Annotated in this window: 14 protein-coding genes and 2 pseudogenes; 10 read left to right on the top strand and 6 right to left on the bottom strand. The window is 48.9% G+C overall.

The window, feature by feature from the left end; translation table 11 throughout:
- Window positions 1-72: 72 nt before the first annotated feature.
- On the bottom strand, window positions 73-723 hold the full coding sequence (locus tag NDA02_RS05975; RefSeq protein WP_190791437.1) for a transglutaminase family protein: 651 nt from the start codon (window positions 721-723) through the stop codon (window positions 73-75).
- 472 nt (window positions 724-1,195) lie between these two features.
- Between NDA02_RS05975 and NDA02_RS05970 the strand changes: the two genes are divergently transcribed.
- Both NDA02_RS05970 and NDA02_RS05965 read left to right on the top strand, forming a co-directional pair.
- Window positions 1,196-2,002, top strand: coding sequence for a glutathione S-transferase family protein (locus NDA02_RS05970; RefSeq protein ID WP_190791438.1), 807 nt, complete (start codon window positions 1,196-1,198; stop codon window positions 2,000-2,002).
- Between the two features lie 460 nt (window positions 2,003-2,462).
- The gene (locus NDA02_RS05965; protein WP_190791439.1) at window positions 2,463-3,170 is read left to right on the top strand and encodes a class I SAM-dependent methyltransferase; all 708 of its coding nucleotides are present in this window, start codon (window positions 2,463-2,465) and stop codon (window positions 3,168-3,170) included.
- Window positions 3,171-3,372: 202 nt separating this feature from the next.
- On the opposite strand, the gene speB is transcribed toward NDA02_RS05965, so the two are convergent.
- From speB to NDA02_RS05950, 3 genes are all read right to left on the bottom strand, one after another.
- Window positions 3,373-4,419: an agmatinase gene (gene speB, locus NDA02_RS05960; protein ID WP_348254619.1), complete on the bottom strand. Its 1,047-nt coding sequence runs from the start codon at window positions 4,417-4,419 to the stop codon at window positions 3,373-3,375.
- A gap of 51 nt (window positions 4,420-4,470) precedes the next feature.
- Window positions 4,471-5,280, bottom strand: a complete 810-nt coding sequence (locus tag NDA02_RS05955) for a creatininase (protein ID WP_190790564.1) — start codon at window positions 5,278-5,280, stop codon at window positions 4,471-4,473.
- 499 nt (window positions 5,281-5,779) lie between these two features.
- Window positions 5,780-6,259, bottom strand: a complete 480-nt coding sequence (locus NDA02_RS05950) for an Lrp/AsnC family transcriptional regulator (RefSeq protein WP_190790563.1) — start codon at window positions 6,257-6,259, stop codon at window positions 5,780-5,782.
- A gap of 460 nt (window positions 6,260-6,719) precedes the next feature.
- On the opposite strand from NDA02_RS05950, the gene NDA02_RS05945 reads away from it, so the two are divergent.
- The 8 genes and pseudogenes from NDA02_RS05945 to NDA02_RS05910 all read left to right on the top strand — a co-directional run bounded on the left by NDA02_RS05945 (window position 6,720) and on the right by NDA02_RS05910 (window position 15,400).
- Window positions 6,720-8,255, top strand: a complete 1,536-nt coding sequence (locus NDA02_RS05945) for an amidohydrolase (protein WP_190790562.1) — start codon at window positions 6,720-6,722, stop codon at window positions 8,253-8,255.
- A gap of 5 nt (window positions 8,256-8,260) precedes the next feature.
- Window positions 8,261-9,817: an amidohydrolase family protein gene (locus NDA02_RS05940; RefSeq protein ID WP_348254617.1), complete on the top strand. Its 1,557-nt coding sequence runs from the start codon at window positions 8,261-8,263 to the stop codon at window positions 9,815-9,817.
- Between the two features lie 70 nt (window positions 9,818-9,887).
- Complete coding sequence (locus NDA02_RS05935; RefSeq protein WP_348254615.1) at window positions 9,888-11,093, top strand: extracellular solute-binding protein; 1,206 nt, start codon at window positions 9,888-9,890, stop codon at window positions 11,091-11,093.
- A gap of 79 nt (window positions 11,094-11,172) precedes the next feature.
- A complete protein-coding gene (locus NDA02_RS05930; RefSeq protein ID WP_348254614.1) occupies window positions 11,173-12,363 on the top strand; it encodes an ABC transporter ATP-binding protein in 1,191 nt (396 codons plus the stop codon).
- Window positions 12,364-12,387: 24 nt separating this feature from the next.
- The gene (locus NDA02_RS05925; RefSeq protein ID WP_348254612.1) at window positions 12,388-13,314 is read left to right on the top strand and encodes an ABC transporter permease; all 927 of its coding nucleotides are present in this window, start codon (window positions 12,388-12,390) and stop codon (window positions 13,312-13,314) included.
- Between the two features lie 2 nt (window positions 13,315-13,316).
- The gene (locus NDA02_RS05920) at window positions 13,317-14,156 is read left to right on the top strand and encodes an ABC transporter permease (RefSeq protein WP_348254610.1); all 840 of its coding nucleotides are present in this window, start codon (window positions 13,317-13,319) and stop codon (window positions 14,154-14,156) included.
- Window positions 14,157-14,207: 51 nt separating this feature from the next.
- Window positions 14,208-14,387 (top strand): annotated as a pseudogene (locus tag NDA02_RS05915) (IS701 family transposase); the annotation flags it as partial.
- A gap of 83 nt (window positions 14,388-14,470) precedes the next feature.
- Window positions 14,471-15,400 carry an NmrA/HSCARG family protein gene (locus tag NDA02_RS05910; protein WP_348254609.1) on the top strand — a complete coding sequence of 310 codons (930 nt, stop codon included), beginning with the start codon at window positions 14,471-14,473 and terminating at the stop codon, window positions 15,398-15,400.
- Window positions 15,401-15,511: 111 nt separating this feature from the next.
- Here NDA02_RS05910 and NDA02_RS05905 read toward each other — a convergent pair.
- Window positions 15,512-16,202, bottom strand: a pseudogene (locus NDA02_RS05905) (IS1 family transposase).
- Between the two features lie 594 nt (window positions 16,203-16,796).
- Window positions 16,797-20,381: an NB-ARC domain-containing protein gene (locus tag NDA02_RS05900; RefSeq protein ID WP_190790555.1), complete on the bottom strand. Its 3,585-nt coding sequence runs from the start codon at window positions 20,379-20,381 to the stop codon at window positions 16,797-16,799.
- Window positions 20,382-20,504 lie beyond the last annotated feature (123 nt).

Genomic DNA, 20,504 nt, shown 5'->3' with positions numbered 1-20,504 from the left:
ATTCAGCGCTTACAGCCTTGTTCAGGCGATTGAAGTGCAAAAAATGGGGCGCAGCCCCTGAACCCCCGTACCTTATAAGAGTGAAAAACGCTGTAATTCAGCATTTAATCCATAGCGGTTTGCATCTTGCAGGGGAACGTCGGGAAGCTGTTTCAGCAGTGCATTCCAGGTTTTGTGGGACTGCAAAGCGTTGACCACGATCGGGAGCGGCTCTGGCAGAATTGCCGGAAAATCTGCTTCTTCAGGAAGCCGAATTTTGTATGCCAATCTTTCTTGGGGTGGCGTAAATTGGGCATTAATCCCCGATCGATTGCCTCTGGCATCAACCCGATACCACCCGGATTCGGGCAGATAAACCGCATTAAAGCCGTGCAGGCTGTAGGGAGCACCCTGATCATTCACACTCAGTCGCTGATAGCAAAACCCTGCTGGAATGCCGTTTGCCCGTAGCAGTGCGGCTAAGAGATGGCTTTTCGCATAGCAGTATCCTGTTCGATGCCGAAGCACCTCTGAAGCGCGACAGGTCACAGGATTAAGCTGATAGTCATAGCTATGATGGATTTCGTCTCGCACCCACTCAAAACAGCCTTCTGCAATGCGGAGCAGTTTTCCTTCTGGAGCGATCGATTCGTTCATCGGTACGGCTGCAATTTTCCTGGCAAGTGCCAGAACCTCTGGATGCTGGTGATCAATCACTTCGCTCGCTTGCAGATAGGCTTTCATTGCTTAGGGATAAAATAATCCCGATTGTCGCACAAACCCGATGTTTTTCTACAAAGCTCGCTTGATTACCGTACGAGAATTTGACCGAAAATAGGGTGAGAAAAGCGACCGTCCAGAATAGGTTGTCCCTGAACCGATCGCCCTACAAGGTGTCTTCTGTTTCGTAAACTGGCGTTTACAGAGTTCATTGTTCCCGGACTGGCTAAATGAATCACAAAAAATGCAGAGGTGCCTTGCTGTATGCGGCGGGAAGGGTACAAAAATCTCAGTTAAACGCAAAATTGATTGTTTATTTTATGACGAGAATTGTGCTGCCTTTCCGCTGCATTTTCGTCTTGTATTGTTGCTTTGCATCCTATCAAGTTCGCTTGAATTCCTCCTCAGCGGCACAAAAATTATGCAGAACGGGTCGCCTGAATCCTGAAGAAACTTGCTAAGTTAAAAGCGACAGTCAATCAACAAGGAGACGACCATGCTGGAGCTTTACCAGTTTGAGCTATCCCATTACTGTGAAAAAGTGCGGCTAATTCTGGACTACAAGGGCTTAGCCTATCGCAAGATCGAGATCACCCCAGGAATTGGGCAGCTTGACATTTTTCGGATGTCGGGGCAGCGGCAGGTTCCTGTCCTCAAGGATGGCAACGAGGTGATTGCTGACTCTACAGAAATCGCGTTTTACCTCGATCGCAAATATCCCGAACGCCCGCTGATTCCGACCGAGCCGCAGCGGCGATCGCAGTGTTTGATTTTAGAACAGTGGGCAGACGATTCGGTGGGCATCAATGCTCGAAAACTGCTGATTAGCGCAGTCGGTCAGGATTCGACCTTTTTGACCTCGGCTCTGCCGTCTGGAACCCCCGGATTTTTGAGAAATTTAGTTCAGTCTGTGCCGCGTGAGGCGATCGATCTGGTAGGGTTTGGGGCAGGAGCTAGCCCTGATGCAATCAAGTCTGCCCGTAAAGAAATGCACCGCAGCTTGGAATCCCTGAGCGAGATGCTGCGCGATCAGCCTTATTTGCTAGGCGATCAGCCGACGCTGGCAGATTTTGCAGTTGCAGCCATGACCATGTACGTGAAGTTTCCGATCGGGTCGTATCTGGAATTGCCTGCCGCCATTAAAGGCAAAGGAACGATCGAGCTAATCAACGATCCGCTGCTCAAGCCTTTTTGGGACTGGCGCGATCGGCTTTATGCAGATTTTCGCAAAGCTCCGCTCACGGCAACGGCAGGGGCAACTAGCGGTTCCTCATCGGGTCCCACCTCGATCAACATTGATTGATCTGAATCGATTCAATTGAATTCATTCGATTGAATGGATTGACCCTGATTGAACTTCATTGATTAAAGTGACCTGGTGTAAACACAAAAACTGCCCTTATTCTTCCGCCCTTCCCCGCCCTGCTCCAATCAGTGACTTTGTGTATTTGCATTCGGCAACGCCGGATTTAAACCAAAAGGATTTGAATCGGATTGAGGACAAATAACCAATAAAACCACGAGATCTATCCTCAATCCCTGTCCTCATTGATGCTTTGGTATTCAAAGGAGCCGCTTTTGCAGATCAACGGTTGGGAGGAAAGGGGCAGTTTCCCCATTATCGGGCTGCTCACCGGGAGTCAGGAGATCGGGGCTAGATGATCTTGAATGAGAAACCCCAGATCAGCCCACATTGAACCAAAAGAAATTCAAAGTCCCTCGCCCTTGCCGGAAATGGGACGATTTACGACTCGGTGAAACCGATGCCCACTTTTCCTGCCTGGTATTTTGATGAATCCACTATGGCTGGCATCGACTTTGAGGATGCTGCACAGGTTGCAGTGTACGATCGCAATCAAACATCGAGCACACCCGAAAAGGAACAGGCTTTAGTAACCCGATTAGGAATTGCTGCGGAACATACGGTTATTGATTTAGGTGCGGGCACAGGAAATTTTGCCATTCAAGCTGCGCTGACGGGAGCTTCTGTCCACGCGATCGATATCTCACAGGCGATGCTCACCAATGCTCAAAACAAAGCACAAAAAGCAGGCGTAACTACGCTCAAGTTTCATCAGGCAGGCTTTCTAAGCTATGAGCATCAAGACCAATTCGTCGATTTCGTCGTCACTAAAAATGCACTGCACATTCTCCCCGATTTTTGGAAGATGGCAGCTTTCCTGAGAATTGCGGCGATGTTAAAGCCGAACGGCGTGTTTTATCTGCGAGATGTCATCTTCTCCTTTCCAGCCGCAGACTACGAAGCATCAATCAATGATTGGATTAAACAGGTTGCTAAACCCGCTGGAGAAGGGTGGACAGCCAAAGATTTTGAGATGCACGTACGGGAAGAACACAGCACTTATGGATGGATTATCGAGGCAATGCTAACGCGAGCAGGTTTTGAGATTGTTGAAGCGAATTACAACACACCAACTAATGCGGAATATTTCTGCATTAAAACCATTTAGGCGATCGCCCAAAGTTGGAAGTTCCTGGGGACTATTGTTAGAGCAAAGCTTGATTTGTAAGGGTCAAGAGATGCCCTTGCTCAACTGCTTGTTTCACTTCAAAACCAAGTAAGCGAATGATACCCGCTCCCGCGATCGCTGCATTCTTTAATACACCACCCTATCTTTAATTAAATGGCTTCAAATAACCTCTGCAATTCATTCACTCGTTCAATAAAACGTTCTCGTCGCTCTGGTAGGAACTTGAGAGCGAATTATTCTGACTTGATTGAGGATTGAGTTTTGGACTGAGTTTTGGACTGAGTGCCAGCAGGTTTATCAGTTCGTAAGCCACTGTGGCAGCGGCAAGCGAGGTAATCTCTGCATGGTCGTATGCAGGTGCAACCTCTACAACGTCCGCAGCAATGACCGAAAGACCCGCCAGTCCGCGTAGCACGCCCAATAATTCGCGACTGGTCATTCCGGCAACTTCAGGCGTGCCCGTGCCCGGTGCATGAGCCGGATCGAGCACATCAATATCAATGGATAAATACAAAGGACGATCGCCGACCCGTTCCCGAATTCGCTCGACAACTCCAGTGATGCCGATCGTTTCAAACTCATCACAGTGGACAATTTTGAATCCCAGTTCACTATCTTTGTTCAAATCATTGCGGCTATAGAGCGGGCCCCGAATGCCAACATGGATTGAGGCATCGTCTAAAAATAAGCCTGCTTCAGCCGCGCGGCGAAATGGGGTTCCGTGCGTGTAGGGCGCACCAAAGTAGGTGTCCCAGGTATCGAGATGGGCATCGAAGTGAACGAGTGCAACGGGTCCGTAACGTCGATTAATTGCCTTCAGCAGCGGATAGGCGATCGTATGATCTCCCCCTAAACTCACAATCGCCCCACACTGTGCTAGAAGTTCGGTCGCAGCCGCTTCAATCTGTTCGATTGCCTGATTAATATGATATGGATTACAGGCAATATCTCCGGCATCGGCAACCTGCTGCACCATAAACGGCTCCACGTTATAGGCAGGATGATACTGCGTCCGCAGATTTCGCGACGCTTGACGGATTGCCTGCGGTCCAAATCGCGCCCCTGGACGAAAACTCGTCCCCGCATCAAAAGGAATACCGACGATCGCGACATCGCAGTGGTTCACATCGCGCAGTTCGGGCAATCGAGCAAAGGTAGAGGCACCCGCATAACGGGGAAGAACCGTGCCGCTAATCGGCTGAATCGGAACGATATCAGGATTCTGCATGAAGAAAAGGCAATCGAGAATAAAGTGAGAAAATCAGCGCGGATAAATCGTTCAGCGAAGCGCAGCCATTCCGTTCGATGCAGCTAAGGCTGAACTCAATTGAAACTCCCGTTGAACGGCGGCTGCAATGGTTCGGGTGAGATGGTCTGCCATCAGTGCCCCTTTTTCAGCAGTGGCAGCTTTGGCAGAAGAGAGAACGCCCGATGCAGGAACCCACTCTGGACGCTGAGGGTAGACGTCATAGGCTGGAAATTCCACAGGGGGAACGTCAGGAATGAGGTCGAGTCTGACGAGTTTCGGATGATAGTGCGCCATCAGTGAAGTTTCCATCACAGCAGCATGTTCCAGCGCAAAGCCAGGAAAACCGTCTGGAAAGACTTGAGCCAAAATGTTCTCGGTCAGAAACTCCCAATACTCGACGCGCATCACCCGCAGTTTTGATGCACTGCCCATATCGCGCACGGCAAGTTCAATTCCTTCGGTGAGAAACCACTGATTTTCGTAGTGACCGTTCAGGACAACAATTTGATCTGCCCCCTGTCGCGCCAGTTCGCGCACGACATCTCGAATCATTTGGATCAGACTGTTGCCATCCAAACTGGTCGTTCCTGGAAAGTGCTGTCCTCCGCCCGACTTAGGCTGCGACTTGTAGCCATAGCTGACGGTTGGCGCAACAATACCGCTGATTTGCTCTGCCACGCTTTGCGCGATCGCGGTGCTAAGCAATGCATCCGTACCGAGCGGTAAGTGAGGACCATGCTGTTCCAGGGCACCGCAGGGAATCAGGACGATCGCATTTCCATCCTGAAGCCGCTGCTGGTACTCAACCCAACTCAATGAACCCATCATTAGTGGATGCATAGAAGACTCGCTTTCTTTCAAGAATTCTGTTGAGCAGCAAATCACGATCGCTGAAAGTATTGATTCTTCGCGTCTTTTTTCGCGTCTATTACAGAGCCAAAGTGCAGGTTAACGATTTTAATCTAACTGGCTCTACCTAACTAACTCTGCCTAACTAGCTCTGCCTTTTAACAAGCGATCTTGCAAGACCTGCGTTTTCTGCTGCCTTGGAGTTCAGAATAAATGCACTGAAGCCGCAGTTGATGTAGCTCTCAATACAAAATCGGAGTTTATCTTACTAAATCCACAATTCATTTTGCTTCTTCATCAATGAAAAAATACTTCTGCATTTTCAGATGAAGAATTTAGCAAAAACATATTGCTTTAGTTACGAATACCTTAGCAGAAGAAAAAGATGCTGCCACAAATCAAGCTTTCCTGACTTTTAGATAGACAGGTTGTCCAAAACGTTATGCAGTAGGCAATTGAGCAATTTTGAGAAGGCAAAGTAACATTTACGCTAGCTCATTACATATTTGTACTCAGCTTTTAGTAGCTTCATCACGACCTGCGACTCATAGCGAATCACGCCTGGAATTTCGTGAAGCTTTGCATAAAAATTGAGCAGCTCATCGTGCGTTCCAAAGAAAACATCAACCACGATATTGTGATGACCCGCAGTAACCGCAACGAATTGAACTTCGTCGATTTCAACCAGTGCGGCTGCAACTGCATCAATCTTGCCGTTTTCCACAAAGAGTTGAACAATCATGACGCGAGGTGTACCCAGATGCTCTGGATTTGGCGTAGCGTGAATCTTGACGATCTTGGACTGCAAGAGTCGCTGCACCCGATAGCGGGCAGTTGCTTCCGGCAAATTCAGCCGTTTAGAAACTTCAGCAAAAGACATGCGCCCATCGGTTTTAAGCAGCCCGATAATCGCGCGATCGAGATCGTCGAGGGCGATCGATGCTGGAGGAACGGAATTGGTTGGAGTCATGGCCTTTGAAAAACACAACTTTCGATGTATTAATTACCAAAATAGCAACTCTAGTTCAGGGAGTTACGGTTGTATTATAAATAACTTTTTTGAGTTGCTCCTTTCTTTACAGTGAGGCTAAGGCAATTAAGATTTTAGTGATTCGTTAAATTCTTAGCAGTTTTTTCAATTCAAACTTCAGCCTCGATCGCTCAGCTGCCGCTCAATTTGCAGCAGGAGTTCCATTTTCCCTGCGACAAAATGTCGATTGCTTACCGAAAATGGCTGAAACAGCTTGGTCTTCAGTTTGGCACTTGCTAATGCAGCAATGCGGTTTCATTCCAAATCTCACTTCCACCTGATTCTTCTTCAGCATCTATGGATTGATTCATCTTTTCTCTCAAGTGCATCATGAACCGTATTCTTCGACGATTAAACCATTTGCTTCGATTCTGTGTTCTCCTTCGTAAGGATCAGGATAATGGAAAATACTGTTTTAATTAAAAATGCGACCGTTCTTCCCTTCACGCGACAAGCGAACGGTTCCCTGAACTTAGAGCCTCAGATTGCTGATGTGTTGATCGAGGGCGATCGCATTGCTCAGGTTGCTCCTGCCATTGAATCTGCGCCGCCGTCCGCCTCAGTGATTGATGCAGCAAATCACCTTTTGATTCCTGGCTTTGTCAATGCTCATGCTCACTCAATGGAAATTTTGGAGAAGGGTAACCATGAAGCATCGCCCCTGGAGCTATGGATGCTTTATACCTACCCGCCATTGCAATCCCAGCACCTTGATGCGCGTTTGTGCTACCTCCGCACGCTAATCGGTGCAATGGAGATGGTGAAATATGGGGGAACCACAATTCAGGATGATTTGCTGGAGCTGCCCTATGTTACGCCAGAAATTTTTGATGCGGTTGCCCAAGCCTATGTTGATGTCGGGATGCGAGTCAGTCTCTCGCTCCACACAATCAACCAACCGCTGCACCACACTGTTCCTTATTTGAGCGACTTCCTGCCCGCCGACGTGAAGCAGGATCTAGAAGCGGCTCAGGGACTTTCTGATGATGCGTGGGTTGATTTGTTTCGTCAGGTTTACCAAAAATGGCAGGGCTATCGAGGATTGGTGACAACTGTTTTGGCTCCTTCTGCATCGCAGCGCGTCACGCCTGATTTGATGCACCGGATTGCCACCCTATCTGAAGAATACGATGTGCCCATTCACACGCATCTGCTGGAAACCAAAACCCAGGCAATGACCGGACCGGAACTGTATGGCGAATCAGTCGTTGCCTATGCAAAGCGACACGGAATCTTGACGCATCGAACGGCGATCGCCCACGGAGTCTGGCTATCCACACAAGACATTGAACTGATTGCAGAAGCCGGAGCAACGGTGATTCACAACGTGGTCAGCAATCATCGCCTGTGCAGTGGCATTGCACCAATTCGAGAATTAATGGATGCGGGAGTCAACATTGCGCTGGGATCAGACGGCATGAGTTCCAATGATTCCTTTAATCTATTTGATGTAATTAAAGCCGCAGGGCTGGTGCATTCGGCGATGGATACTTCCTACGATCGCTACCCGAAAGCCGCAGATATATTGAAATGGGCAACCTATGGAGGAGCCAGATCTGCCCTGCTGCACAACGAGATTGGGGCGATCGCACCGGGAATGAAAGCCGATCTGGTTCTCTACGATCTCAATACCCTCAGTTTCACTCCCCGTTATCAACTACCGATTCACCTAGTGTATGCCGAGAATGGCAGTTCGATTCGCAAAGTCTTTATCAATGGTCAATTAGTGGTTGATCAGGGACGGGTGTTAACGGTCAACGAAGCCGATATCGTGGCAGAGTTGCAGGATCGTTTGCCCGAATACGCCGTTCATCGTAAGCAGATTTTGCAGCAGGCAGAGCGGATTCGTCCTGCTGTTGAAAAAATGCTGTCAACCGCTGTTAGCCAGTCTTTATCCATTCATCGTTTTAGTCGTCCCCTGCACTATGTTTCGTAGGCACTATGTTTCGTAAACTCATTCGTCGCGCAACTGTTCTTCCCTTTGTTCAACAACCGGATGGCAGTTTGGATTTATCGCCTTGCTGTGTGGATCTGCTCATTGAAGGCGAGCGTATTATCCAAATTGCCCCAGAGCTAGACGTTACTGCCGATCAAATTGTCGATGCGACTGATCTCTTGTTAATTCCTGGCTTTGTGGATGCTCACACCCATACGACCGTAGGAGTTTTAGAAAAGTGTGGCTATGAAGCATTGCCTTTAGAGCAGTGGATGCTGTATCTGCCCCCTAACGAGCGACTAAACCCCCGCCTGCATTACCTCTGCACAATGGTCGCAGCCCTGGAAGCGGTGAAGCATGGCACAACCACAATGCAAGACGACATCTACGCATTGCCCTATACTCCCCCCGAAATGTTTGGGGCAGTGGCACAGGCATACGTTGATTTAGGGGTGCGGGCAAGTTTATCGGTTCACGCCATCAACAAGCCGCTTCACGAAACGGTTCCTTATCTGGCTGACCACCTGAGCGATGAGCAGAAGCAAAGCTTTATTTCAGTAAGTACCTGTACTCCAGCCGAGTGGGAATCCGTCTTCCGGCAACTCTACCGAGACTGGCACAGACAGGCAGACCTGATTACCACCGTCCTGGCTCCCTCCGCATCGCAGCGAGTTACCCCTGAACTGATGCATCAGATTGCCGCCCTGTCAGAAGAATTCAACGTGCCCATTCACACGCACCTGCTGGAAACCCGAATGCAGGCAGTGACCGGCGCAGAATTTTACGGAGAATCAGTCGTTGCCTATGCAAAACGACACGGGATTTTGACGCACCGAACAACGATCGCGCACGGAGTCTGGCTATCGCAGGCGGATATTGATTTAGTGGCAGAAGCCGGAGCAACGGTGGTTCATAACGTCGTCAGTAATCATCGTTTGTGCAGTGGAATTGCGCCGATTCGCGAGTTGATGGCAGCCGGAGTCAATCTTGCGCTGGGGACTGATGGCATGGACAGCTTTAACCTGTTTGATGTAATCAAAATGGCGGGCTTAGTACATTCTGCAACCGATGGCGATCGCAAGTTTTATCCCAGGGCAGCTGATGTGCTCAAATGGGCAACCAGGGGCGGCGCGAGATCCACACTGCTGCAAGACCAGATCGGGGCGATCGCGCCGGGAATGAAAGCCGATTTTGTGCTGTATGACCTCAACTCCCTGACCTTTACCCCGCGCAATCAACTTCCCATTCATCTGGTGTATTCGGAGCGGGGGCGATCGATTCGTCAGGTTTATGTGAACGGACAACTGATTGTGAAAGATGGACAGGTTTTGACGGTCAATGAGTCCGACCTTTTGGCAGAACTGGGAGAGCATCTGGCAGCCTATCGCAGCTATCGCGACCAGTGGCATCAACAAAGCCAAACGCTGCGTCCGATGATGGATACGGCATTTCAAAAAATGCTGAGTCAGCCATTACCGATTCAGCGATTGAATACGGCCTATCGCGATCAAAGTCCTTCGCCTGCAAATGTTGCCGAAGTGATTTTACCCCTATCTTCCTGAGCCCTAGAAAACACCGCAAGTTGTTCAACAAGTTTTGTTCGATTTCATCCTTCCTCTCATTAGCACTGCTATGAACTACAGAAACTCGGATTCTTCTAACGCCTCTTTTTTGCAGTCGATTACGCGCCGTAAGTTTATCCAGCATGCGTCTCTGGCAACGCTCACCGCAGCAACCACCAAGCTAACAAGCTGTGCGAACGCTCAGGAACAAGCTTCGACAGGAGCCAGCCCTGCTGCGTCGGGTGGCGGCGGCACGCTTCGGATTTTGTCCTGGGCAGGCTATGACGAGCCGGAGATTATTGGGAAGTTCGAGCAGGACAATAACGTCAAGGTTGAGTTCAAAACCTATGTGGGTGGCGAACAAATGCTTCAGTTCTTTAATCAGTCTCCGCCCGGCACATTTGATGGCATTATCTCCGATGGGGAATATGTCACCAAACTCATGCAGCTAGGCGCGATCGATTCCCTTAACCCGGCTGATTTTCCCGATCTGCAAAACTTTACGGCTGGCTATCAAAAATTTCCTGGCTTCTTTCTGGAAGATCAAATGATGGCAGTGGGAACTCGCTTTGGCAACTATGGCATTGCCTACAACAGCAAATATATTCAGCCCGAAGAAGTCACTAGCTGGAATTTTCTCACCAACCCGAAACTAAAGGGTAAGGTTGCCTTTTTTGACTGGTATCTTCCCAACATGGGCAACGCCAGTCTTGCACTCTTTCCCGACAACCCAAATCCCTATGCGTTGACAGAGCAGCAGTTGCAGCAAGTGAAGGACTGGCTGATTAAAGTCAAACCGAACGTGGCGCTGATTACGCCTAATATTCAAGACATTACCAATGCCTTTATCAACGAAAGCGTAATTGCAGGCCCCGTGGGAGACTGGTTGATTCAAAATGCGATCGCAGACGGCAAAACAAACTTTGCGGCAGTCGTTCCCCAAGAAGGATCGATTCGCTGGAGCGAAGGCGCAACGCTCTGCTCTGCAAGCAAAAATAAGGAACTCGCACTGAAGTGGGTGCAGTACATGACGCTGCCCGAAACTCAAGCCAAGCTAGCAAACGCGAAAGCTTACAAGGGCATAGCACCGAACCTGAAAGCCCCTCAGTTTATGAGCGATGCGGAGAAGCAACTGCTGGGGTACGTTCCAGATAAAGCCAATCCCAACAAGACGCTTGTAGAGGTGCAACTAGAGCGCACCCGTGCCCGTCAGCTGCCCGTCAATCAGCCCGAAAAGGTTTGGCAAGACCTCTACAACGAATTTAAGACCAGCTAGTGGAGAGCAAGCTTGCTGAAGCGACGGGTTGATGTCTGATTTCTCCCCAATTCCCTCATCCGATCAAATCTTTATTCCTATGAACCATTCTTCTGTGACCGAGCTGCAATCGAACCCATCTGCGAGGGCAAACCTTGGCTCATCGCTAACGGAGAGCGCAACGGCTTCGACTGCTCACGATTTAGAAATTTGCGAAGTCTCAAAGCAATTTGGCTCGCTCAAGGTGCTGGAGAACATCGATTTGAGGGTCAAGGCAGGGGAGTTCATCGCGATTATGGGTCCGAGCGGGTGCGGGAAAACAACACTCCTGCGAATCATTGCCGGGCTGGAAGGAATGACATCGGGTGAGATTCGACTTCAGGAGAAAGACATTACTGCTCTTTCGGTGCATCAGCGCAATACACCAATGGTTTGGCAGAGCTTTGCTTTGTTTCCCCACCTTAACGTGCAGCAAAACATTGCCTTTGGGCTGACGTTGATGACTCATCGCAAAGCAGAGGTCAAGCGCAAAGTGCGAGAAATTGCTGCAATGATGCACCTGGAACCGTTGCTCGATCGCCGGATTAGCCAATTGAGCGGCGGGCAAAAACAGCGCGTGGCGATCGCCCGTGCCCTGATCACCGAACCCAAAATTCTGCTGCTCGATGAACCGATGAGTGCCCTCGACCCCCATCTACGGGTGCGGATGCAGGGTGAACTAAAGCGGCTCCAGCAGTCGTTGGGCATTTCGTTTATTTATGTCACTCACAATCAGAACGAAGCGTTTTCGATGGCAGATCGCGTCGTGGTGATGAATGGGGGCAGGATTGAACAGGTGGGAACGCCTGCGGAAATTTACAGCCGTCCAGCAACCCACTTTGTTGCCGAGTTTGTAGGAAACAACAATCTGTTTGACGGTGAGGTGATCAGTGTCAGTCCAGATCGGGTAACGGTTCGCTGTCCGCAAGGCACGATGCAGGCACTCTGGCGAGAGCAGCCGCACCAGGTGGGCGACCGGGTGACGATCGTGGTTCCGGCTGAACGGGTTGCGCTCGCTTCCACAGAGGGTTCAGTGGAAAACAGACTAGAAAACAAAATTGATGCGACACTGCGAGGCTTTGAATTTATGGGATCGCAGGTGATCTATTTTCTGGAAACCGACACGGGCTACGAAGTGCGAATGATTCGTCAAGAAGCCCTCGATCACACTCTGGCAGTTCCGATTAATTCCAGATTGCAACTCGTCTGGAAAACTCAGGACACCGTTTTACTAGGCGAACGGATTCAGTGAGGAAATAGTGAGGAAATGACGATTGTGACCAAGCAACTTCCGATTTCCCCTCGGCGATCGCGCGCCCGCTGGCTGCCTCAAGAAACCAGCCTCCTGAAATATTTTTGTCTTGCACCTGCCGTTATTTACGACAGTATTCTTTTCCTGCTGCCCCTGCTCTTTCTCATCTGGATTGGATTTTGGAGCGTCGAAAATTATCGAGCAGTTCCTGGCTTTTCTCTGTCGAATTACCTGGATATTTTCAGTCAATTCTTTACACGGTCGCGCTATGGCTATGCGATCGCCCAGTCGCTCTGGGTCGCTTTTACCACAGCGGCAGTCGGTATTCTGCTGTGCTATCCCTTTGCGATGGCATTAGTGTTTCTAGTCCCCGAACGACTTCAGAGATTGCTTTTGGTACTGGCAATTACGCCGTTCTGGACAAGCTATATTCTCCGCCTTTACGCCTGGCAAACTATCCTCAACAATAACGGCTTGCTCAATTCGCTGCTTGTGCAACTGAACTGGATCAAAGAGCCATTGCAAATCATGTTTACTCAATGGGGCACTCGCATTGGTTTGCTGCACTACCTTGCCCCGATTATGATTTTGATTCTCTATCTGGTGCTGCGAAACGTCGATCGCACCTTAATGGGAGCGGCTCGTAATTTAGGAGCAACCCAGTGGCAAACCTTCTGGCGGGTCGTGCTGCCGCTCAGCAAGCCGGGAATTGTTTACAGCGCAGTTTTTGGTTTGATTATCAGCCTGGGGGATGTGCTATCGGGTACGATTCTGGGCGGCGGTACAGGTCAATCGATTTTGGGAAAATTCCCTCTATTCTCGACCATCATCCTGAACGAGTATGCGGCTTCTACCAATTTGCCGCGCACTTCTGCCCTGGCAACCCTCCTGATTGGCATCATGATTGTGATTTTGGTAACTGGATTTAAACTGGCTGAATCGGAGCAGTGAACATGAGCGCACCGCAGAAACGGGGCATTGACTTAGGGCTGGCGATCGCGGGATGGGGCTACCTGCTAATAGGATTTATTTTTCTGATGCTGCCAATTGTCACCCTGATCGCGTTTTCCTTTGAAGATGCCCGTTTTCCAACTTTGCCCTGGGCAGGATGGACAATGCAGTGGTATCAGGAATTGCTGACGGATGGTCGATTGCTGCAAGCCCTTCAGCGCAGCCTGATTGTGTCACCTCTGGCAGCGGCAGCCGCAACGGCGATTGGCTTCTTTGCTGCCTACGCCCTGAATCGATTTGACTTTCCGGGCAAGAGCTTCTTGTCTACGCTATTCATTGTGCCGATTCTGGTGCCGCCCTTAATCCTGGGGGTCGCATTTCTGGGGCTACTATCTCGTCTCAATCTGCAAGGGCAAATCCTGAGCGTCTTCCTTACTCATGTCGTCATTCTGATGCCGACCGCGATCGCGCTAGTCAGTCTACGCCTGGCTCAAATGCCAAAAGATATCGAAGAAGCCGCTTGGAATTTGGGCGCGAATGAGTGGCAGGCACTTTACCGCGTGATTCTACCCTGGGCGATTCCGGGAATTGCGGGAGCCTGGTTGCTAGCATTTACTTTTTCCTTTGATGAATTTATCATCGCCTGGTTTGTATCAGGGTTTGAACCCACGCTACCCGTGTCAATCTATACCTTCCTGGGTGCCAATCTTAGCCCTTCGCTCAATGCCATTGGAACGATCGTGTTTGGCATCTCTGTTGTGCTGCTGATTGGGGTAGAACTTTTATTGCTTCCTTTGTTGCTGGAGGGGCGAGCGTCTATGTCGAAAGATGAGACGGCATAGTCCTCGGGCGGAGATAGGCCCTGTGCCTCCCCTAGTGAAGTCCGTCCAACCTTGACCTTTTTCAATGAGTGCTGCCAATTGTTTCAATCGTTATTTCCCGAAGTGTAGAGCTTTGAGGCCTTCAAACTCTTGCACTTGGGGCTAATCTCAGACATCAAACGTAAATCTCTGCCTGCCATTACCATAGCAGTGGGGCTCGAGGATCCTCAAAGTTTGCATCATTTCCTCACCGCATTGTCTCTGATGCCATTTCCCTGGAACAGCTTTTTCTCAAGGACTAAACTGGGTTATAGAGCATTGGAGGGTGTGCGAAGATGAACGCTTCAAAGTCTGATGCTGCAGGGACAGCAATCGGTAAAGTGTTATTGATAGGGGTAACTGGAAGAACGGGCAGCAATGCAGTCAAAGGATTGCTTGAACAAAATGTGACTGATCTGCGGGCTGTAACTCGTAAAGTTGACCTTGAGCGTCCTTCCCTGTTGAAATTGCATAACAGCGGTGTTGAGCTAATTGAAGCGGATCTCGATGATGAGTCTTCATTAAAAGCAGCCTTTACAGGGGTTTCAGCCGTTTACTGCCATGGAACTGCTGCAGATTCTGCCAAGCCTGACTCACAAGAAATTGCAAGGGCAGAGCGAGTTGCACAAGCTGCTAGGCAAGCCAATATTAGACATTTTGTCTATAATTCTGCGGGAGGAGTCGATCGCAATTCTGGCATTCCCCACATTGAGCAGAAGCATCAAGTCGAGCACATTCTAAAGCAAGCGAACTTACCTACAACAATGCTGCGAGCTTGCCTATTTATGGAAGAGTTTTGGAAGCAATACACCCGACCGTCTATTCTTAAAGGATCTTTTCCCTTTGCAGTTCAACCCGATAAGCCGCTGCATCTGATTACAACAAAAGATATGGGACGAGTGGCTGCCCATGTGATGAAGCACCGTTCTCAGTATGTGGGGCAAGCCATTGAACTGGCTGGGGACGTATTAACCCCTAAACAAATGGCAGAGGCATTTTCGAGAGCACAGGGAAGTCCTGTAATTTACAAGGAAATCTCTCCCTGGGTTTTCCTACTTCTATTTCGCAAATCGTTGTTCGATTTAATTCAGTGGTATCGAAAGCAAGGCTATCAAGCGGATGTTCTCCGTTTACGAGAAGCATTTCCCGGGCTTCTTACCACCTTTGCCCAATTTCTAGAAGAAACAGATTGGGCAAATGCACAATTGACATATCAAGATTTGTAGAGCTCAAAAATCTAGAGAGCTTATCTTTATTTTGCCTCAAACTCTCCTTCCTAGATTGACACTGCAAATCTAGAGGATTGTATAACAGGCGTTGCTTATTAAGGGTATGACTCAACAAGGCACCGGAACATCGTGGAACTTGAGATAGTGCTGTAACAACCGAATTGAGTGTGCCAGCATTTCTACTGACTTGGAATAGCACAACGTTTTGCGATGCAATCGCGCCAGATAATGTCGCAACCTTGTGTTTTCACCTTCAATTCTGGTCATATACGTCTTGCTCACAATTTGGTCGCCTGCGTCAATAAACTGGGGATACACCTTCCATCCATCAGTCACGTAGAAATAACAACTCCATTGCTTCGCAATCGCCCAGAGGGGTCGGAACGTTTCAGCACTGTGGTCACCCAACCTCCAACCTAAAATTCCTGCTTGGAAGTGGTCAACCACTGTCCAGAGCCAAATCTTGTTTTTTTGAGCCAATAAAGGTTTCTAATTCATCAAGTTCCGCGACTTGGGGCGTTGATTCTGGTTCCTAGGCATCAGGCAACCGTTCCCCGACTTGTTTGACCCAAGTGATGATTGTGGTGTGATGAACTCCTTTAACACGCTCAATCGCACGGAATCCCATGCCATTGACGTACAGTTTGAGGCACTCCCGTTTCACTTCGTCACTGTAGCCTTTGTGGGCTTCATAGCGATCAACAAATTGACGCTTGCAATCGACACAGATGTGATTTTGTTTACCCTTCTTGATGCCGTTTTTACGAATGTGAGTCGAGCCGCACTCCGGACATTGCATGAAAACCAACCCTAATTCATACTCTAATTATGCAACGCCGTATAACAATAGGAAACGATCGCCGTTGAGGAAATTGTCAGAACTGATCCCTCTAATCGCAGATAGCCGTGGAGATCATTCGTGAAATTCGAGCCATGGGATTTGTAATTGAACGGGTGTTAGCCGATAGCTGATATGGGGAAAGTGGCGATGTCACAGGCGTTCTACATCAATTAAAGTTGCCTTATATTGTCCCAATTCGTTCCAATCATGGCGTGCTCATGCCAAAGGACAACGAGTGCGCTACAACTGCTGGCGTGCTTACGACCAACCTTTAGCCGGATAGCCCACTCAACGCCGTGATATCTGCGAAATCATCTTCGGGACTCGTCGCTCAGTCCGGTTCTACCAGATTACTATGGGCATGGTTAGAACAATGGTTACATGTTTTTCCAGTGCCTGGACTCAAACGAGCCTTACATCAGTTAATGGATTGGATGGATACCTTCCAGATCCTTTCAATCCCAGACCTGAAAGCAGCTTGATGTGCCTTGAACGTCTTCTCTTCTATGGTAGTAACAAAAGAGGGATCGGAATGAGCCTCTCGCTCAAGATTCAATTTCCTTCAATTGCTCCCAGTGCCAATAATGTGATCCTTTGTGCTTCCGTTAAACCCCTGGCTCTGGTGATATTCATGCCTTCGTAGAGGTTTTTGGTCTTGAGAACCTTCAAACAGGTGCCTTGAGCCACGTCCCAAAGGCGAATCGACTCATCTCCGCTGCCAGTTGCTAAAAATTGACCATTCGGGCTGAATGCTACAGAGCAAACCTTTTCAGTATGTCCTTCAAGTGAATGCAGACACTGACGGGTTTGAGTATTCCACAGCTTGACTGTATTATCTTCGCTACCGCTTGCCAGGGTAAGATCAATTGGGCTAAAGGCAACAGAGCGGACTCGTCCCGTATGTCCTAGCAGTACGACAATGCATTCTCCAGTTATCACATCCCATAGTCGAACCGTATTATCTTCGCTACCGCTGGCAAGCCAAGTTGCATCTGGGCTGAAGGCAATCGATCGGACTCGATTTGTGTGCCCGATAAAGGATCTGAGGCATTCGCCAGTCTCAGCATTCCAGAGTTGGACGATTTCTTCTTCACCAGCACTGGCTAAAAGCAGAGGACGGCTTTGATCAGAAGCCACTGGGCTAAAGGCAATTGCTCTGACGCGTCCGGTGTGTCCTTCAAGAACTCTCAAGCACACCCCTGAAGGTACATCCCAGAGCCGAATGGTTCGATCGTCTCCAGTACTTGCCAAGATTCTCCCATCTGGACTGAACATCACAGACAAAACGCGTTTGGTGTGTCCTTCTAATTGCCTCAAGCATTGCCCGGTGCGGCAATCCCAAGTTCGAACAATTTTGTCACCGCTGCCGCTGGCAATCACATGACCATTTGGGCTAAAAGCAACAGACTGAATCCAATTGGTTTGTTCACGAAACGTCCGAACACATTCTCCTGTCTGAACATTCCAAAGCCGCAGTGCGTGATCTGCACTTCCAGCAATCAAGTGATTCCCATCGGGACTAAAAGCGACAGAACGAACCCAGCGAGCGCGACCTTGAAGAGTACGAAGACACTGCCCTGTATCCACGTTCCAAAGTTTGACGCTGCGATCAGCACTCCCGCTCGCTAACACGTCACCTTGAGGAGCAAAAGTAATACAGCGAACCCAGTTCGAGTGCCCCAGCAAGGTTTGCAGGTGAAGTCCGGTATCCGTGTCCCACAGTCTGACCGTTTCATCGGAGCTTGCCGAAGCCAGTCTTTTTCCATCCGGGCTGAAGCGCACCGATCGCACACAATCTGTGTGTCCACCCAAGCTTCTGATACATTCGCCCGTCATGACGTTCCACAGTTTAACGCTCATATCGGAACTGGCACTGGCAAGCAACTTGCCTTCTGGATGAAACGCAACACATCTCACCCAGTTGGTATGTCCGGTTAATGTTCTTAAACAGGCTCCTGTATTGGCATCCCAAAGTTTAATTGTTTGATCTTCACTGGCACTTGCCAGGAGCAGAGAATTTTGGGCATCTGCAACAGTGTCTACTGCAACAATGTCTACTGAACGAACCCGATCGCTGTGACCTTCGAGAATCCTCAAACAGTCTCCCGTTTCCACATCCCAAAGGCGAATGGTTTGATCCGCTCCAGCACTGGCAACCCATCGTCCCGTTGGGTCAATTTTCACCGATCGAATCCGGGCGCTGTGTCCACGACAAACCCTTAAACATTGACCAGTTCGAGTGTTCCAGATTCTCAGCGTATAATCACCGCTTCCACTAACCATTAGGGATTTAGTCGGATGAAACGAAACCGATCGAACCCAATCTTCATGTCCTTGAAGAATCAAGCAAAGTTTAGTGTTTTCAACCTGCCACAACCGTACTTCTCCAATGGCATCGCCGGTGGCGAGCAGTTTGCCATCTGGACTAAACTCTACAGCAGAAATGGGTCCCAGCGTTTCCGAAAAAACGGACTCGGTTAAATCCGCATCGGCAAAGTTCACCTCGTGTAACTTCACCTCAGGCAAATAAGCCTGACGAACGGTCAAACCAGAAAAATCATAGTTGGTCAAATCTGCTTTCAAGTAATAGAGTAAGTTAATGATATTTCCGGCTGTATAGCCCATCGTCAAATTATTTCTCTGCAAAGTTCCTATTAATCGGGTTAAATGTTCTACAATGCTCGGCGTGTTTCTGAGCCTTTTAAGGAGAGCACTCTCTAGCATTCCTAGAATTGTTCTGGTTTGAAAATCTCTTGCATAATCGACTGTTTGCGCTTTTATGAGTGCATGGGTCTGTAAAAGTCCTGGGCTTTGTGTGATGACTTCATTACAAACTTGTCTGCTGAGTTTGTCTATCGCGTATTCCATTACAACGGGCTGCAGTGTGAAAAACTTGTTCTGAGAACTCTCAATCAGCGATCGCTGCTGTAAATCCTGGATTGCTGCCAGTAGGTCTGCAAGATCGACCGGGGGTTCAAAGTTGGGGTATAACTCTTTCACGGAAACAGGCTCACGCTCGATCGCCAGCCAGTACATCACCTGCTTTTCTAAGCTTGAAAGTCCTTGAAACTGTTTATCCAGTAAATCACCAATTCGAGGTGGAATAAAGTTGCTTCCCTTGAGAAAATTGGAAATACTGCGCCCAAAAAATTGCTGAATGTTGGAGACTACAATTTTCAGCATCAGGGGATTACCCGTGTATCGTTGAACCAGGGTTCTTAAATCCTGCTCCGAATCTTCCAGTAAACCCTGATCCTGAATTAGCTGTTGGCTGACTGAGCTACTTAACCCTCCCAAGAGATACACCCGAAATCTTGCATTATCAAAGGTCACAAACTCATCGGGTCTTTTTCGACCCGCTAAAACGAAGCAACTATTGTGCCGTCCAGTCGCCACCCAGCTAAACAAGCTGCCGTAGTCGCTGTAGTTCTGGCGGTAATAGCCAGGGCGAACGTTCGGGTAGTCCTCTAGTTCGGGTCCATCCTGCAAAATAGTCTCAATATTATCCAGGACAATTAAGCAACGGTGTTCCCGTAAATACTGCTGAAGTCGATTGATGCTCAAATCGGTTGTTTCCTGTTTACACAAAACTTTCACCAGATCGACAACCAATTCAGTTAAGGGTGGAGCATTAATCAACGATCGCCAAATCACAAACTCAAACTGCTCCTGAACTGATTCAGCGAGCTTGACCGACAACGTTGTTTTACCAATTCCTCCACTGCCAATAATGGTAACTAAGCGATAGCGATCGGTCACAATGCATCTCGACAAATCAGCAAGCTCATCTTCCCGTCCATAGAAAGTATTAACTTCAGGAGCATCACCCCAATCAACCCTTTTCTCAGCATTCCCGAATGGGATGGGGGGACTGGGAGTTGTAAAATCTGCTGGGGTAAGTTCCAGAGCAAATACGGCAAATAATTTTTTGATTGAATTGCGATCGCTCTTGTCTAGATCCAGAACCCTTGAAACCGTTCCAGCATCAAGGTTGGCACGAGCAGCAAGCTCTTCGATCGAGATGCGCCTGACTCCTTCTAGAACGGAAGCATTTTGAATTGCTGCTTCAAGCTTGTGCCGACCTTGCGTCGTCAGAATGAGGCCGCGTCTTCTTCGTCCAGGGCTGCCAAACGTCATCGAGGTTTACGAGGATAAACTCCAGCTTGGGAACTCAAGGTAAATCTTCAGGAAATAGAGTGATTATTCCTGATTCTAAGCTAAATTCAAAAGCGTTGACTTGAGGGTTTTACAGCAATTGGG

The organism is Leptolyngbya sp. ST-U4 (genome assembly GCF_039962215.1).
Taxonomy (GTDB): Bacteria; Cyanobacteriota; Cyanobacteriia; order Elainellales; family Elainellaceae; genus Leptolyngbya_A.
Note: the sequence above shows the minus strand (reverse complement) of the source record. Positions and strands in the feature narration are given on the sequence as shown.